The following is a 14,260-nucleotide window of genomic DNA, read 5'->3' on the forward strand; positions in this document are numbered from 1 at the left end:
ACAGTCTTTCATTGCAATCTACTCGAGTCAACGGATTTGCCGAGACAGCGGCAATCTTCAGTATTTACAGGAAGAAATACTTGCCACCTCTGATCTACTCGTGTAGATTCATTTCCAGTTGTAATCCACATCACAGTCAGGAAAGGGTCGATGATGACCACCCTTACCAAGCAGCAACAGGGCCCGGCAGACCGTGCCCGCCGCCCCAAGGCAGTGCAGCCCGCCCCGAAGAGCCGCCTCCGCCGCCTAGGAGACTTAAAAGTGGCTCTGTTCTTCGTCTTCCCGGCGATGATCGGCTTCGTTCTCTTTTATCTGGTCCCCACCATCCGGGGCTTCTACCTCAGCTTCACCGAATACAGCATCCTGGGTGAGCCCACCTGGATCGGCATCAAGAACTACACCGCCATGCTGGGCGATGAACTGTTCTGGAACGCCATGGGCGTCACCCTCCAGTACGTCGGGCTGAACATCGGCTTCCAGACCGTGATCGCCCTCGGACTGGCACTGCTGATGCACCGCGTGGCCAAGTCCACGTTCATCCGCGGCGCGTTACTGCTGCCCTTCCTGGTGGCCAACGTCATCGTGGCCCTGCTGTGGTTCTGGATGCTCGACTACCAGATCGGCATCGTCAACGAAATCATCAGCTGGATGGGCCTGCCGCGCATCGCCTTCTTCGGCAGCGAGCAATGGGCCATTCCCACCATCGCCGGGGTGAATGTCTGGCGGCACATGGGGTACACCGCCCTGCTGATCTTCGCCGGCCTGCAGTCGATCCCCAACCACGTCTACGAGGTTGCATCGCTGGACGGCGCGTCCCCCACCCGCACCTTCTGGAGCATCACCATGCCGCTCCTGCGCCCCGTCATGGTGCTGGTGCTGGTGGTCACGGTGATCGGGTCCTTCCAGGTGTTCGACACCGTGGCAGTGACCACCGCGGGCGGCCCCATCAATGCCTCACGGGTCATCCAGATGTACATCTACCAAAAGGCCTTCGGCGAATCGGACTTCGGCTACGCCTCGGCACTGTCCGTCATTCTCTTCCTCATTCTTGCCCTGGTGGCCTTCGTTCAAATGAAGTTCCTCAAGGGCAACGAATCGGATCTGGACTAAGGAACCCCAGCCATGAGCACCTCCACACTCACCCGCAAGAAGTCCGTCAACAACATTCCCGTCCAGAGGAAGCCGGTCAACTGGCGCCGCGTCGGGGCCTGGATCCTGGTGGCCGTCGCCCTCGCCGTCACGGTGGCGCCCTTCCTCTGGATGCTCCGCACCGCACTGTCCACAAATGCCTCGCTGGCATCCAATGCCAGCAACCTGCTGCCCGCGGACTTCAGCCTCGGCGCCTTCAAGCGGGTCCTCGGAATGCAGAGCCCGGAAGAGGCCATCGCAGAGGGAGGCTCGGGAGCAGCAATCAACTTCTGGCTCTACCTGCGGAACTCAGTCATCTTTGCCACCGTCACCACCGCGGGGCAGGTCTTCTTCAGCGCGATGGCCGCCTACGCTTTCTCCCGGCTCCGCTGGCCCGGACGGAACGTGGTGTTCAGCCTCTTCCTGGCCACGATGATGGTCCCGCCGATCTTCACCGCGCTGCCCAACTTCCTCATGATCAAGAACCTGGGCCTGCTCAACACGTTCGCCGGCATGACGCTGCCCTTCCTGTTCATGACACCGTTCGCCATCTTCTTCCTTCGCCAGTTCTTCCTCAGCATGTCCCGGGAAGTGGAAGAAGCCGCCATGCTCGACGGTGCCAAGCACCTGCGCATCTTCTTCCAGATCGTCCTCCCCAACGCCGCGGCACCCCTGGCCACCCTTGCCCTGCTGACCTTCATCGGCCAGTGGAACGAATACTTCTGGCCGCTGCTGGTGGGACAGGACGAAAGCGTCCGTGTGCTGACGGTGGGCCTGGGCGTCTTCAAGTCCCAGTCCCCGCAGGGCGCCCCTGACTGGACCGGGCTCATGGCCGCCACCCTGGTTGCCGCCATCCCCGTGCTCCTGCTGTTCATTGCCTTCGGCAAGAAGGTCGTCAACTCCATCGGCTTCTCCGGCATCAAGTAACCCCCCGCACTCCCCCTTCCCCCAAAAACACCCTCGAAAGGTCCATCATGAAGAAGACCATCGGCGTCGCAGCTGCCGCCGCGGCAATCGCCCTCTCCCTGTCCGCCTGCGGCGGAGGCAGCACCGCCTCCACCGAGGCCAAGGGTGAAATCAACTACTGGCTGTGGGACGCCAACCAGCTTCCCGCTTACCAGCAGTGCGCTGACGATTTCACCAAGGCCAATCCTGACATCAAGGTCAAGATCACCCAGCGCGGCTGGGATGACTACTGGACCACCCTGACCAACGGTTTCGTCGCCGGCACGGCCCCGGACGTCTTCACCAACCACCTCTCCAAGTACCCCGAGTACGCTGCGAAGAAGCAGTTGCTCTCCCTCGATGACGCCGTCGCCAAGGACGGCATCAAGCTGGAAAGCTACACCAAGGGCCTGCCCGAGCTCTGGGTGGGGCAGGACGGCAAGCGCTACGGCCTCCCGAAGGACTGGGACACCGTGGGCCTGTTCTACAACAAGGCCATGACGGACTCCGCCGGCCTTACCGCCGAGCAGATGGCGAACCTGGATTGGAACCCGTCCGACGGCGGCAGCTACGAGAAGGCCATCGCGCACCTGACCGTGGACAAGAGCGGCAAGCGCGGCGACGAGGCAGGCTTCGACAAGAACAACGTGGCAGTCTACGGGCTGGGCCTGGCAGGCAGCGGCTCGGGGCAGGGCCAAACGGAGTGGAGCTTCCTGAGCGCCACCACGGGCTGGAGCCACACGGACAAGAACCCCTGGGGCACCAAGTTCAACTACGACGACCCCAAGTTCCAGGAAACCATCGCCTGGTGGGCCGGGCTCATCGAGAAGGGCTACATGCCCAAGCTTGAGACCACCGTGGGCGCCAGCCTGGCTGACAACTTCGGTGCCGGCAAGGCCGCCATCAACACCACCGGCGACTGGCTGATTGGCCAGTACAAGTCCTACAAGGGCGTGGAGACGGCGTTCGCCCCCACCCCCAAGGGCCCTGACGGCAAGCGTGCCAGCATGTTCAACGGCCTGGCCGACTCCGTCTGGGCAGGCACCAAGAACCCGGCGGCATCCGTCAAGTGGGTTGAGTACCTCGGTTCCACCGCATGCCAGGACGTCGTGGCCTCCAAGGCCGTAGTCTTCCCCGCCATCACCAGCTCATCCGAAAAGGCGGCCGAAGCCTTCAAGGCCAAGGGCACGGACGTCTCCGCCTTCACCACCCACGTCGAGGAAGGCACCACTTTCCTCTTCCCCATCGCGGATAAAGCGGCAAAAGTTGATGGCATCATGAAGCCCGCCATGGACGCCGTACTCTCCGGCAAGAAGCCTGCCAGCTCCTTGACCGAAGCCAACAACCAGGTGAACGATCTCTTCAAGTAGATCGCACCTGTCGTGACTGCGTGAGTGGTCGCAGTCACAGCCCCGCGTGCCGCCGCTTCATCCTCGCGAAGCGGCGGCACCCGGGGCACTACCCCAAATACACATGTACCCCACGGTCGGCGTCACGGGACGCTCACCGACGCAACGAAAGAGAACCCCTATGGATCCCCTCCACCTCCGTACCGCCGGCACCAGCCTGGTGATCAGCTTCGACAGCGGTGAGGCCGAGGTCATTCACTGGGGTGCCGATCTGGGCGCTTCCCTCCCCGATCTGGCCATCCTCGGCGAACCGATCCCTCCCTCCGCCATCGACGCCAACGTCCCCGCCGGGCTGCTGCCCCAGGCCTCGTCCAGCTGGCGCGGACGGCCGGCCCTTCGCGGCCACCGGATAACCGACGGCGTCCCCGGCTACGATTTTTCCGTCCGTCTCCGCGTCGCAGACGTCAAGGTTGACGGAACCGCCGCCGTCATTCTCCAGTCCGATCCCGATGCCGGGATCACCGTCGAATCCAGCCTGGAACTGCACGACGGCGGCCTGCTGGAAATGCGCCACACCGTCACCAACACCGGCACATCGCCCTTTCAGCTCGACGAACTGGCCACCGTCCTGCCGGTGGCTCCTGCCGCCGTCGAACTTCTTGACCTGACCGGACGCTGGTGCCGCGAACGCCACCCGCAGCGCCGGGCCATCCAGCAGGGCACCTGGGTGCGGACCGGGCGTCACGGCCGCACCGGCCACGATTCCTCGCTGCTCCTGGCCGCCGGCACGGCGGGCTTCGGCAACCGCCACGGCAAGGTCTGGGCCACCCACCTTGCCTGGAGCGGCAACCACGAACAGTTCGCGGACACCATCGCGGACGGGCGCACCGTGATCGGCGGCTCCGAACTGCTGGGCCCTGCCGAAGTGGTCCTCCAGCCGAACGGCAGCTACACCACGCCCGCGCTCTTCGCGGCGTACTCGGACCGCGGCCTGGACGGCATCAGCGAATCCTTCTACAGCTGGTTCAGGAACCGCCCGCACCATGTGCTGCCTGCCGCGTCAGCGACGCCAGGAGCAGCCAAGTCGGGTACCGGCAAGGCACGCCCGGTGGTGCTGAACGTCTGGGAGGCTGTTTACTTCAACCACGATCTCGGCACCCTGATCGAACTAGCCGATTCAGCGGCCGACCTGGGCGTGGAGCGCTTTGTGCTCGACGACGGCTGGTTCCGCGGCCGCCGTCACGACCAGGCCGGCCTGGGCGACTGGTACGTCGACGAAGGCCTGTGGCCGGACGGACTCACCCCGCTGATCGACGCCGTCACCTCCCGCGGCATGGAGTTCGGCCTCTGGGTTGAGCCGGAAATGATCAACCTGGATTCCGACGTGGCACGCGCCCACCCGGAATGGATCGTCGGCCCCGCCGCACGCTCCCACAAGGACGGCGGCCGCCTGCCGCTGACCTGGCGCCACCAGCACGTCATCGACCTGGTCAATCCCGAGGCCTGGCAGTACGTCTTCAACCGCATCGACGCACTGCTCCGCGAGAACAACATCAGCTACCTGAAGTGGGACCAGAACCGGGACCTGGCCGAGCACGGCCACGCCGGGCGCTCCTCCGTGCACGAGCAGACACTGGCCGCCTACCGCCTCTTCGACGAGCTGAAGAAGGCCCACCCGGGCCTTGAAATTGAGAGCTGCTCGTCCGGCGGCGCACGTGTGGACCTGGGCATCCTCGAACGGACGGACCGGATCTGGGCTTCGGACTGCAACGACGCCCTGGAACGGCAGACCATCCAGCGCTGGACCGGGCTGGTGGTACCGCCGGAACTGGTCGGCGGGCACATCGGCCCCACCACGTCCCACACCACGGCCCGGACCCACGACTTGTCGTTCCGTGCCATCACGCCACTGTTCGGCCACTTCGGCCTGGAATGGGACGTCCGTCAGGTCCACGGCGCCGAACGGGAAGAGCTCAAGCGGTTCATCGGCCTCTACAAGGAACATCGCGGCCTGATCCACTCGGGGCGGATGGTCCGCGCGGATGTTGCCGACGATTCGCTGATGCTTCACGGCGTGGTGGCCCAGGGTGCTGCCGCGGCCGGCGGCACGGCGGCTCTGTTCGCTTTGGTCAGCACCAGGACCGCCTTCGCCGAGCAGCCGGGACGCATTGCCATTCCGGGGCTCGAACCGGAACGGAACTACCGCGTTGAGGCCATCTTCCCGACGCCCGGGGACGCTGATTACGCGCACAATTTCACGCAGGCTCAGCCGCCGGCCTGGCTGGCCGCCGGCGCAGAAGCCAGCGGCCGTTTCCTGGCCGAGGTGGGCCTGCCGATGCCCATCCTCAACCCGGAGCATGCGCTGCTGCTCCGCCTCACGGCTTCGTAGCTTCGCCGCTGCGAGCTTCACTGCCCTGAAGGGTCGCGGATTCACAAGGAGGCCTGCCGGCCGGGTGCCAACCCCGGCCGGCAGGCCTCCTTAACCGTGGAACCGATTAGCGGGCGTCGGCGAGGACCACCTCGTAGGTGCTGGCCCCGGCAATGCCGAACTTCGCGTTCACCACGGCGAGCGTATCGCCGAACAGGGCCGCCGTCGTCGGGACCTGGAAGTCAGGGCTGGTGATCACGTCCCTGACTTCGAAGGACTCCAGCCGGGAGTCCAGCCGGACGCGGCTCACCTGGTTGAGCATGTTCTGCACGGCCCAGAGGGTGTTCCCCCTCACCACAATGCCGTCCACGTTCGGGAGGCTGGTGCCGGTGATCTCAGCGCTGTCGGCAGTGGGCTCTGAGCCCGGCTCCACCGTGTACAGGGCCTGGTTCGCTGAATGCGCCAGGATCAAAGTCCGGCCGCCCCGGACGGCCGCGATGCCGTTCAGGTTGAAGTCGGCGGGAGTCTCTGCAGCCGGGCCGGTCAGCGTGAGCGTCCTGACGTCCTCACCCGGCTTGCCATGGCGGTCCACCGGGACGAAGTACAGCTCGCCCTTGCGGGAGTTGGTGAACCAGGCGCCGTCGTCCGTAACCGCGACGTCGTTGATGAAGGCAGGCTCCTTGGTCAGTTGGTAGGTGGCCACTGTCTTTCGTGTGTCAGTGTCGTAAACGTAGGCCTGGCCGGTGGCGCCTCCGGCGACGAAGAGAAGGTCGTTCTCCACGTCCACTTTCATGCCGACCGCCATCCGGCCGTCCGGCAGGTCGATGAACAGCCGGGCGGTCCCACGGCGGACATCTCCGCGGAAAATGTCGCCCCTTAACAGGTCTCCGGCGAAGAAAGTAGTGCCCTTTCCCGCGGCAATTCCCTCGGCGGACGACGCCCCCGGCAGCTCGATGACCTTGTCATCGCCCTTGGTCGACGGCGGTCCGGCGGAGGCCATAGGCGCCGGCACGATGAGTGCTGCGAGGGCAACAAGTCCCACGGCGGCACGGCGAATTGCATTTCCTGAATCCACATTTTTGCAGCGCATGATGACGCTCTCTCCAGATCGGGCTTTCCGCGCGAGCTGACCGGTACGGGGAGCTCCGCACGATGGTTCTTCAAGTCTAGGCACCGCCGCGAAGGGTAGCCAGAGGCGCGGGACCAGCGGGCCCAGCCGCCGCCTTCGACCGCCTGCCGGCCGCACTCCTGGCCGCCGTGCCAAGATGAACCATGACCGATTCGTGTGAAGTCCTTGTGGTCGGTGCCGGGCTGGCGGGGCTTCAGTGTGCCCGCGAGCTGCAGGCCGCCGGACGTGACGTGCAGGTGTGGGAAGCAGCCGACGACATCGGAGGCCGCATCCGCACGGAGCAGATGGACGGCTTCCTGGTGGACCGCGGGTTCCAGGTGCTGAATCCGGCCTATCCGGCCGTCCGCCGCTGGGTGGATGTTGGAGCACTGGAGCTGCAGCCGTTCGGCGCGGGGCTCGGTGTACGGCGCGATGACGGGCTGGCCGTCCTCGCCCATCCCCTGCGCGAACCGCAGCTGATCGCCAGGACCCTGGGCAGCGGCATTGCCAAACCGGGGGATGCCGCGGCCCTCCTCCGCTGGGCGGCCCCCGCCTTCATCCGGTCATGGGGGCACTCCTTTGACGCCGGGGATCGTGACGTCACGCTGCGGCAGGCACTGGACGACGCGCGTTTGACGGGCGAACTCCGCCGGGTGGTTGGGCAGTTCTTCGCCGGGGTGCTTTTGGAAGACGACGGCAGCACCTCCAACGACTTCGCGCGGCTCCTGCTGCGCACCTTTGCACTGGGAGTGCCGGGGATGCCGCGCCTGGGCATGCAGGCGCTGCCGCGGCAGCTGGCGGCCTCCCTCGCCACGCCCGTCCGCACCGGGACCAGGGTGGAGTCCGTCCGGTCAGAGGGCGGCTCCATGCTGGTCCGCGCCTCCGGTGCCGAGCTCCGGGCCGAACAGGTGGTGGTGGCCACGGATCCGGCCAGCGCCGAGCCCCTGGCACGTGGAAACCACAGCGCCGGCGGCCCGGCCATGAAGGGCGTGCTGACCCACTGGTTCGCGGCCGCTGAGCCGCCGTCCCGGCTCAATCTGCTCTGCGTCGACGCCCGGGAGCGTCCCGCCGGCCCCCTGGTCAATACCGCCGTCGTTTCCAATGCAGCCCCGGGTTATGCCCCTGCCGGGCGTCACCTCGTGCAGACGTCGGCGCTGCTCAGGCCGGGAAGGCCGGTCCCCGGCGATGATGAGGTCCGCCGGCACGCGGCCGACATCTACGGGACGGATGCAACCGGCTGGGAGCTGGTGGCCAGGCACGAAGTTCCGGATGCCCTGCCCGCACAGCCGCCACCGCTCCGACCTGCGCGGCCGGCGGAAGTCACACCGGGTGTCTTCGTCTGCGGCGATCACCGCTCCACCGCGTCCATACAGGGTGCGCTCGAAAGCGGCCACCAGGCTGCACAGGCCGTCCTGCGCCCGGACTTCAGGTAGCCCGCATGCGGTTTTCCGTGTCACGGCGTATGGCGGCGCCCGCCGGGGCCGTATGGGAGCTGCTCACCGACGTCGGGCGCTGGCCGGAATGGGGACCCTCCGTGAGGGGCGCCGAACTGGACTCCGCCGGCTTCACCGCGGGCAGCACCGGACGGGTTCGAACGGTAGCCGGCCTCAGCTTGCCGTTCAGGGTGACGAAATTCCGGGACGGCCGTTCCTGGTCCTGGTCAGTGGCCGGCCTCCGCGCCACCGGGCACCTTGTGGTTCCGGAGGGCGACGGCTGCCGGGTCACGTTCACCGTCCCGTGGTGGGCGCCCGCTTACCTCCCCGTCTGCGCAGCGGCCCTGCGCCGCATCGCCAGGATCACAGTTTCTCCCGTCAGCCCGCCGTAAAAAACCGCGCACGCTGCCCGCTAAGCGATAGATTGGCTCCCATGACTGAAGCCTCCCCCGCCACCGAAGCCGGCCGCGGCACCATCCTTGTCCTGAACGGTCCCAACCTGAACCTGCTGGGAACGCGGGAACCGGAGAAGTACGGCACGGCCACGCTGGCCGACGTCGAACAGCTCGCCAAGGACGCCGCTGCTGCGTACGGCCTGGACGTCGAATGCTTCCAGTCGAACCACGAGGGTGCGCTGGTTGACGCCATCCACGCCGCGCGGGGCAAGGCGATCGGGATTGTGCTCAATGCCGGCGCGTACACCCATACGTCCGTGGCCATCCGCGATGCCATCTCCGCGGTCCAGCTCCCGGCGGTGGAGGTTCACATCACCAACGTCCATGCCCGCGAGGAATTCCGGCACCACTCCTACCTTTCGGACATCAGCAAGGCCGTGATCGCCGGCGCCGGGGTGATGGGCTACCGGTTCGCGGTCGAATACCTCGCAGAGCTGAACGCCGGCAGGGCCTAATCATGGGCACGGCCGGCATGGGACCGGCGGGCACTGCGGACTGGTACCGGAACTTTGGCACGGTCGATGCGCCGGCTTCCTCGCCGTGCTACGCGGAATGGTCCCTGGGAATCGCCGACGATCCTGAACTTCTCCACCGCATTGAGCAGTGGCCGCACAACAAACGCCAGCCCCTGCTGATCCTGGCCGCCGCGCGCTACCTCGGGGCGGGCGTCACCCCGTACCGCGAGTTCCGGGAGTTCCTTCTGGCCAGCTGGGACGATGTCTCCCGGATTGTGCTCTCCCGCGCCACACAGACAAACGAGACAGGCCGGTGCGCCACGTTGCTGCCGTCCCTGGCCGCCATCGCGGCTTCGACCGGTCGTCCCCTGGCCCTGATCGAGGTGGGCGCCTCCGCCGGCCTGGCCCTGTTTCCGGACAAGTACGCTTATGAGTACGAGGACGGCGCATCGGTCACGCGGCTGGTTCCCCAACCGGGCGTGGCCCGGTTCCCGGCGGACGGACCGCCCGTTCTCCGGTGCACGGTGGAAGGGGCCGTCCCCCTTCCCGCCGAGCTCCCCCAGGTCGTGTGGCGGGCGGGGATAGACCTGAACCCGCTGGACATTAACAACCCGGACGACGTTGCATGGCTGGAGGCGCTCATCTGGCCTGAGCAGGACTTCCGCCGCGAGCGGCTGCGCCGGGCCATCGCCATAGCGCGGCAGGACCCGCCGCTGCTGGTGGCCGGAGACCTCAACGAGCAGCTGGTTTCGCTGGCGGACCAGGCGCCGCCTGACGCAACCCTCGTGGTGTTCCACAGCGCGGTGATGGCGTACTTGAACGCCCGGCAGCGGGAAGCCTTCCGGGCCACGATCGGAACCCTTGCGGCAAAGCGCGGCTGCCACTGGCTGTCCAACGAAGGCCACACGGTGCTCGCCCAGGCGGACGGCTCCGTGGTGGTGCCGGAAATGGATGACGCGCGGCTGCAGGGCCGTTTCCTCCTCCTCCAGGACGGCGTCCCCATGGCCATCGCCGGACCGCACGGCCAGAGCCTGGAATGGCTCTAGGTCCCGGTCACCTGCGCCGTGGCTACTTCTGGATGCACTGCCCGGAGGAAACGGGGCTGCTGAGCCCCGGCGCCTGAGCGGCGACCGGACCGAGGTCATCCATGGTGATTGCGAAGCCCATATCGGCATCCGAGGTGGCTTTGGCGAAGATCACACCGGCAACCTGACCTTCGGTGGTCAGCAGCGGCCCGCCCGAGTTGCCCGGCTGGACGTCGCCGGCGAGCCGGTAAACGTCTTCAGGCGCCGGATTTCCGCCGTAAATATCCGGAACCAGGACGGAGGCGATGTCCTGCACTGTTGCCGGTTTGGACTGGAACGGACCGCCGTGCGGGTAGCCTGCGAAAGCGGCCGCGCTCCCGGCCGGCAGGTCTGCACTCAGCTGGAGCGGTGACGACGGCAGGCCGTCCACGGCCAGGACGGCAAGGTCATGCTGGCCGTCGAAGTAGACCACCCGGCCGGGCATGGCTCCACCGCCGGGAATCTCAACCACCGGCTGCGACACGCCCGCCACCACATGGGCGTTCGTCACAACGCGTCCGGGCGACACCACAAAACCGCTTCCGGTCTGATTCTGCCCGCACTGGTACGCAGTGCCCGCAATTTTCAGGACCGACTCCGCCGCCCGGTTCAGGGCCGGCGTGTCCGTGCTTGCGTTGGGAATGGCCACTTCCTGGCCCTGCCCGAGCCCCTCGATGAGCGTGGGTATGCCGTCCCCGATCACAGTGGAGCGCAACTGCGCCACAGCAGTTTTCACCGGCACAGGCGTGAGGCCGTCGATGAAGCGGATAACTTTGGACTCCGCCAGCTGCTGGGAAACGAACGGGACGCCCAGCGCGCTGATGCTGAACGACAGCATGGACATGACCAGTGCTGCCACCACCACGTTAGCTGCGCCGCCCACCACGCGGTCCATGGCCCGCAGCGGCTGGATCCGCACTGCACTGCGGATTTTGCGGCCGATCATGGTTCCCAGCGCATGCCCCAGGACAATGAGCACGACGGCGGCGCCCACGATAGCGGTCAGCCGCCAGCCGCTGTCTTCCACGAGGTCGCTGACAATGGGCACTGAAACGAAAGCGGCCACGGCGCCGACAATGAACCCGGCGATGCCGCCAAGTGTCACCAGGAAGCCGTTGCGCAGGCCATAGATCAAATAGGACAGCAGCGTCAGGATCAAGGCCAGGTCCAGGATGGTCAAGCCGAACACAGGGGCTCCTCACAGAAACAGGTAAGTCCCAATTCTAATTGCGAACCCTGACAGTTTGCCGTGACGCAGGGGGCCCCGCATCACCGGCAAAACGCTGCTCAAACCGCGGCAACTCCGTCGCAATCTTTCCCCAAGGGGCCCGGCAGGGGCCTCAAAGGCCCCGTTTCAGGCGTTTCGCGTGCCAAGTACGTCACAGAACCTTGAAAATTCTGAAACAATGGCTGAAGCGCCCCAGCCGACACATTTACTCAGGAGATTTCATGGACATCGAGGTATTGCGCCGCGCACCCCTATTCGCCACGCTCGACGACGAAGCATTCCGTCTGCTCACGGACGAGCTCACGGAGGTGGACCTGTCACGCGGAGCCTCGGTCTTCCGCGAAGGCGACCAGGGTGATCAGCTGTACTTCATCGTCTCCGGCAAGGTGAAGCTGGGCCGCACGTCCCCCGATGGCCGCGAGTCCCTGCTGGCCATCCTGGGCCCGGGTGAACTCTTCGGCGAAATGGCCCTCTTCGATCCGAGCCCTCGCACGGCAACCGCAACAGCCGTTTCAGAGACCCGCCTCGCCGGCCTGAAGAACGAAAGCCTCAACGCGCTGCTGCGCACCCGCCCGGAGGTCTCGGCCCAGCTCCTGCAAGCTCTGGCCCGCCGCCTGCGCCGCACCAACGACTCCCTGTCCGACCTGGTGTTCTCGGACGTTCCGGGCCGCGTGGCCAAGGCACTGCTGGATCTGGCCGACCGCTTCGGCCGCCCGGCCACCGACGGCGTCCTCGTGGCCCACGAGCTCACGCAGGAAGAGCTGGCCCAGCTGGTGGGCGCATCCCGCGAAACCGTGAACAAGGCCCTGGCCGAGTTCGTGCAGCGCGGCTGGCTCCGCCTCGAAGCCCGCGCCGTTGTCATCCTGGACATGCAGCGCCTCCGCCAGCGCTCCCGCTAGTCCAACTAGCAAAAGGCCGCCCCGGTATCGACCTGGGCGGCCTTCATGTTTAACGCACATTCAGCGTCAGGAATGAGAGAGCGTCGCAGGAAAAGCGACAACAACTGAGAGAGCGTCGCAGGAGAAGCGACAACAACTGAGAGAGCGTCGCAGAAAAAGCGGCAGCGAATTAGCGCTCCCGCTGGGGCTCTCCGGCGACCGTCTTGGCGGCTTCGACCTCGAGCATCAGCTTGCCTTCTTCTTCGACCAACTTCGGCTGGTAGACGTGGGCCTTGCGCTTGTAGCTCAGGTAGGCGATGCACCCGTTGGCGGCAGCCATCTTCTCGAGCATGATTTCGGAACCGGGCACCAGCAGCTGGCCGAGCGTCAGTCCCACGGTGTTTTCCTGGCCCACTTCGTCGCCCAGCGCGGTGGTGTCACGTTCGGCGATGACCTTGCTGGCGCAGACCCAGCGGCCCCACACGCCTTTGCTTTGCAGCAATGTGGGCTGCTGGTTCACAGGCACGGTGGCGGCGAAGTACCGGGTGTTGAAACGGCGGTGGGCAAAGTCCGGGCTCAGCCAGTTGACCAGCGGTTTCAGCAGGTCCGTGCGGATGGACAATCCGCGCTTGGCAAGGACATCCGTGAAGGATTTTTCCTGTTCGGCAACGGCGACCCTGGCGCGCATCCATTCCGGTGTGGAGGTGGCCTCCACCGTGGTGGACAGATCGGGGCCGGCAAGGAGCACGCCGGTTTCTTCAAAGAGTTCGCGGATGGCACCCACCACATGGCGGCGCGCCAGCCCGACGTCGGACGTTCCCATCTGGTCCGCCCAATGCTGCGGTGTGGGGCCGAGCCAGCCGACGACGTCGTCGTCGGACGACTCCAGGGAACCACCCGGAAAGGCGAGGACCCCGAGCGGGGAGGAACCCGGACGGTAGCCCAGCCAGGTTTCAAGCCCGGTGGGAGCGTCACGGAGAAGGACCACGGAGGAAGCGGGCTGGGCGGCGCGCGGGGTCCGCTCGCCGTGTTCGAGCCAGCTTTGTGCTGCCCCCTCGAGCTCGGGAGGCAGCACAAACAGGCGACGGGCTAACTGGGGCAAGGGAAGTGACCGGCCTTTAGCTGAATTCGGCGATCAGTTCGACTTCCACCGGCGAGTCCAGCGGCAGGACCGACACGCCGACGGCGGACCGGGCGTGCTGGCCGGCGTCGCCGAGGACCCTGCCCAGGAGTTCCGATGCGCCGTTGATGACTCCCGGCTGGCCGGTGAAGGACGGATCGGAGGAGACGAAGCCCACCACCTTGACGATCCTGGTGATGCGGTCGAGGTCGCCGATCACGCTTTTGACCGCTGCCAGAGCGTTAACTGCGCAGACCGCGGCGAAACGCTTGGCGTCTTCGGGAGATACGGTCGGTTCGTCGGCGAAGCCTTCCGTGCCCGTGGACACCTTGCCCGTAGCTTCGAGTTTGCCGTTAATAAAGGGCAGCTGGCCGGAGGTGTAAACATGGTTGCCGGAGATGACCGCCGGGACGTAGGCGGCCACCGGGGCAGCAACGTCCGGAAGGGCCAGTCCCAGCTCCGCCAGCCGCTGTTCGACGGCGGAAACCGGCGCTCCGTTTTCCGCGGCGGAGACCGGGTTTTCGGCGTGCACCGGGGTTTCCGGCGCCGTGCCTGCAGGGGTTGTCATAACTACTGCTTCTCCCTCTTAAGGTAGGCAACGAGGCCGTTGCCGTCGGGACCGGGGACTACCTGGACGAGCTCCCAGCCGTCCTCTCCCCACTGGTCCAGAATCTGCTTCGTGGCGTGAATAATGAGCGGAATCGTGGCGTACTCCCATTTGGTCATGAG

Annotated in this window: 14 protein-coding genes; 9 read left to right on the plus strand and 5 right to left on the minus strand. The window is 66.1% G+C overall.

Annotated features, from left to right (window positions below):
* Positions 1 to 153: 153 nt before the first annotated feature.
* The 4 genes from WMN78_RS16735 to WMN78_RS16750 all read left to right on the plus strand — a co-directional run bounded on the left by WMN78_RS16735 (position 154) and on the right by WMN78_RS16750 (position 5,811).
* On the plus strand, positions 154 to 1,110 hold the full coding sequence (locus WMN78_RS16735) for a sugar ABC transporter permease (protein WP_340534888.1): 957 nt from the start codon (positions 154 to 156) through the stop codon (positions 1,108 to 1,110).
* 12 nt (positions 1,111 to 1,122) lie between these two features.
* Positions 1,123 to 2,055, plus strand: a complete 933-nt coding sequence (locus tag WMN78_RS16740; protein WP_340534855.1) for a carbohydrate ABC transporter permease — start codon at positions 1,123 to 1,125, stop codon at positions 2,053 to 2,055.
* A 47-nt stretch (positions 2,056 to 2,102) separates the two neighbouring features.
* Entirely contained in the window at positions 2,103 to 3,443 is a 1,341-nt protein-coding gene (locus tag WMN78_RS16745) for a sugar ABC transporter substrate-binding protein (protein ID WP_340534856.1), read from the plus strand.
* Positions 3,444 to 3,603: 160 nt separating this feature from the next.
* Positions 3,604 to 5,811 carry an alpha-galactosidase gene (locus tag WMN78_RS16750; protein ID WP_340534857.1) on the plus strand — a complete coding sequence of 736 codons (2,208 nt, stop codon included), beginning with the start codon at positions 3,604 to 3,606 and terminating at the stop codon, positions 5,809 to 5,811.
* A 106-nt stretch (positions 5,812 to 5,917) separates the two neighbouring features.
* Here WMN78_RS16750 and WMN78_RS16755 read toward each other — a convergent pair whose 3' ends face one another.
* Complete coding sequence (locus WMN78_RS16755; RefSeq protein ID WP_340534858.1) at positions 5,918 to 6,832, minus strand: hypothetical protein; 915 nt, start codon at positions 6,830 to 6,832, stop codon at positions 5,918 to 5,920.
* Between the two features lie 230 nt (positions 6,833 to 7,062).
* Here WMN78_RS16755 and WMN78_RS16760 point away from each other — a divergent pair, with 230 nt between their 5' ends.
* Genes WMN78_RS16760 through WMN78_RS16775 form a run of 4 tightly spaced genes read left to right on the plus strand, consistent with a single transcriptional unit; the run spans position 7,063 to position 10,287 of the window.
* Positions 7,063 to 8,331, plus strand: a complete 1,269-nt coding sequence (locus WMN78_RS16760; RefSeq protein WP_340534859.1) for an NAD(P)/FAD-dependent oxidoreductase — start codon at positions 7,063 to 7,065, stop codon at positions 8,329 to 8,331.
* 5 nt (positions 8,332 to 8,336) lie between these two features.
* A complete protein-coding gene (locus WMN78_RS16765; RefSeq protein WP_340534860.1) occupies positions 8,337 to 8,723 on the plus strand; it encodes an SRPBCC family protein in 387 nt (128 codons plus the stop codon).
* Between the two features lie 41 nt (positions 8,724 to 8,764).
* Positions 8,765 to 9,241 carry a type II 3-dehydroquinate dehydratase gene (gene aroQ / locus WMN78_RS16770; RefSeq protein ID WP_340534861.1) on the plus strand — a complete coding sequence of 159 codons (477 nt, stop codon included), beginning with the start codon at positions 8,765 to 8,767 and terminating at the stop codon, positions 9,239 to 9,241.
* A 2-nt stretch (positions 9,242 to 9,243) separates the two neighbouring features.
* The gene (locus WMN78_RS16775) at positions 9,244 to 10,287 is read left to right on the plus strand and encodes a DUF2332 domain-containing protein (protein ID WP_340534862.1); all 1,044 of its coding nucleotides are present in this window, start codon (positions 9,244 to 9,246) and stop codon (positions 10,285 to 10,287) included.
* A gap of 22 nt (positions 10,288 to 10,309) precedes the next feature.
* Here the strand turns inward: WMN78_RS16775 and WMN78_RS16780 are convergent, their stop codons facing one another.
* Positions 10,310 to 11,494, minus strand: coding sequence for a MarP family serine protease (locus tag WMN78_RS16780; RefSeq protein WP_340534863.1), 1,185 nt, complete (start codon positions 11,492 to 11,494; stop codon positions 10,310 to 10,312).
* A 260-nt stretch (positions 11,495 to 11,754) separates the two neighbouring features.
* Here WMN78_RS16780 and WMN78_RS16785 point away from each other — a divergent pair, with 260 nt between their 5' ends.
* Positions 11,755 to 12,432 carry a Crp/Fnr family transcriptional regulator gene (locus WMN78_RS16785; RefSeq protein WP_011693220.1) on the plus strand — a complete coding sequence of 226 codons (678 nt, stop codon included), beginning with the start codon at positions 11,755 to 11,757 and terminating at the stop codon, positions 12,430 to 12,432.
* Positions 12,433 to 12,601: 169 nt separating this feature from the next.
* Here WMN78_RS16785 and WMN78_RS16790 read toward each other — a convergent pair whose 3' ends face one another.
* The 3 genes from WMN78_RS16790 to WMN78_RS16800 are packed head-to-tail and all read right to left on the minus strand — an operon-like array spanning position 12,602 to position 14,257.
* Entirely contained in the window at positions 12,602 to 13,513 is a 912-nt protein-coding gene (locus WMN78_RS16790; protein ID WP_340534865.1) for an NUDIX hydrolase, read from the minus strand.
* 16 nt (positions 13,514 to 13,529) lie between these two features.
* Complete coding sequence (locus WMN78_RS16795) at positions 13,530 to 14,099, minus strand: RidA family protein (RefSeq protein WP_340534866.1); 570 nt, start codon at positions 14,097 to 14,099, stop codon at positions 13,530 to 13,532.
* 2 nt (positions 14,100 to 14,101) lie between these two features.
* Complete coding sequence (locus tag WMN78_RS16800) at positions 14,102 to 14,257, minus strand: DUF4177 domain-containing protein (protein WP_009359196.1); 156 nt, start codon at positions 14,255 to 14,257, stop codon at positions 14,102 to 14,104.
* Positions 14,258 to 14,260: the final 3 nt, after the last annotated feature.

This window comes from Arthrobacter oryzae, assembly GCF_037911235.1.
In the GTDB taxonomy this organism is placed as follows: domain Bacteria; phylum Actinomycetota; class Actinomycetes; order Actinomycetales; family Micrococcaceae; genus Arthrobacter; species Arthrobacter oryzae_E.

Bases quoted from the DNA above. Each gene is read 5' to 3' on its own strand.
- WMN78_RS16735 (WP_340534888.1), top strand. From the start codon at position 154: ATGACCACCCTTACCAAGCAGCAACAGGGCCCGGCAGACCGTGCCCGC.
- WMN78_RS16740 (WP_340534855.1), top strand. From the start codon at position 1,123: ATGAGCACCTCCACACTCACCCGCAAGAAGTCCGTCAACAACATTCCC.
- WMN78_RS16745 (WP_340534856.1), top strand. From the start codon at position 2,103: ATGAAGAAGACCATCGGCGTCGCAGCTGCCGCCGCGGCAATCGCCCTC.
- WMN78_RS16750 (WP_340534857.1), top strand. From the start codon at position 3,604: ATGGATCCCCTCCACCTCCGTACCGCCGGCACCAGCCTGGTGATCAGC.
- WMN78_RS16760 (WP_340534859.1), top strand. From the start codon at position 7,063: ATGACCGATTCGTGTGAAGTCCTTGTGGTCGGTGCCGGGCTGGCGGGG.
- WMN78_RS16765 (WP_340534860.1), top strand. From the start codon at position 8,337: ATGCGGTTTTCCGTGTCACGGCGTATGGCGGCGCCCGCCGGGGCCGTA.
- aroQ (WP_340534861.1), top strand. From the start codon at position 8,765: ATGACTGAAGCCTCCCCCGCCACCGAAGCCGGCCGCGGCACCATCCTT.
- WMN78_RS16775 (WP_340534862.1), top strand. From the start codon at position 9,244: ATGGGCACGGCCGGCATGGGACCGGCGGGCACTGCGGACTGGTACCGG.
- WMN78_RS16785 (WP_011693220.1), top strand. From the start codon at position 11,755: ATGGACATCGAGGTATTGCGCCGCGCACCCCTATTCGCCACGCTCGAC.
- WMN78_RS16795 (WP_340534866.1), bottom strand. From the start codon at position 14,099: ATGACAACCCCTGCAGGCACGGCGCCGGAAACCCCGGTGCACGCCGAA.
- WMN78_RS16800 (WP_009359196.1), bottom strand. From the start codon at position 14,257: ATGACCAAATGGGAGTACGCCACGATTCCGCTCATTATTCACGCCACG.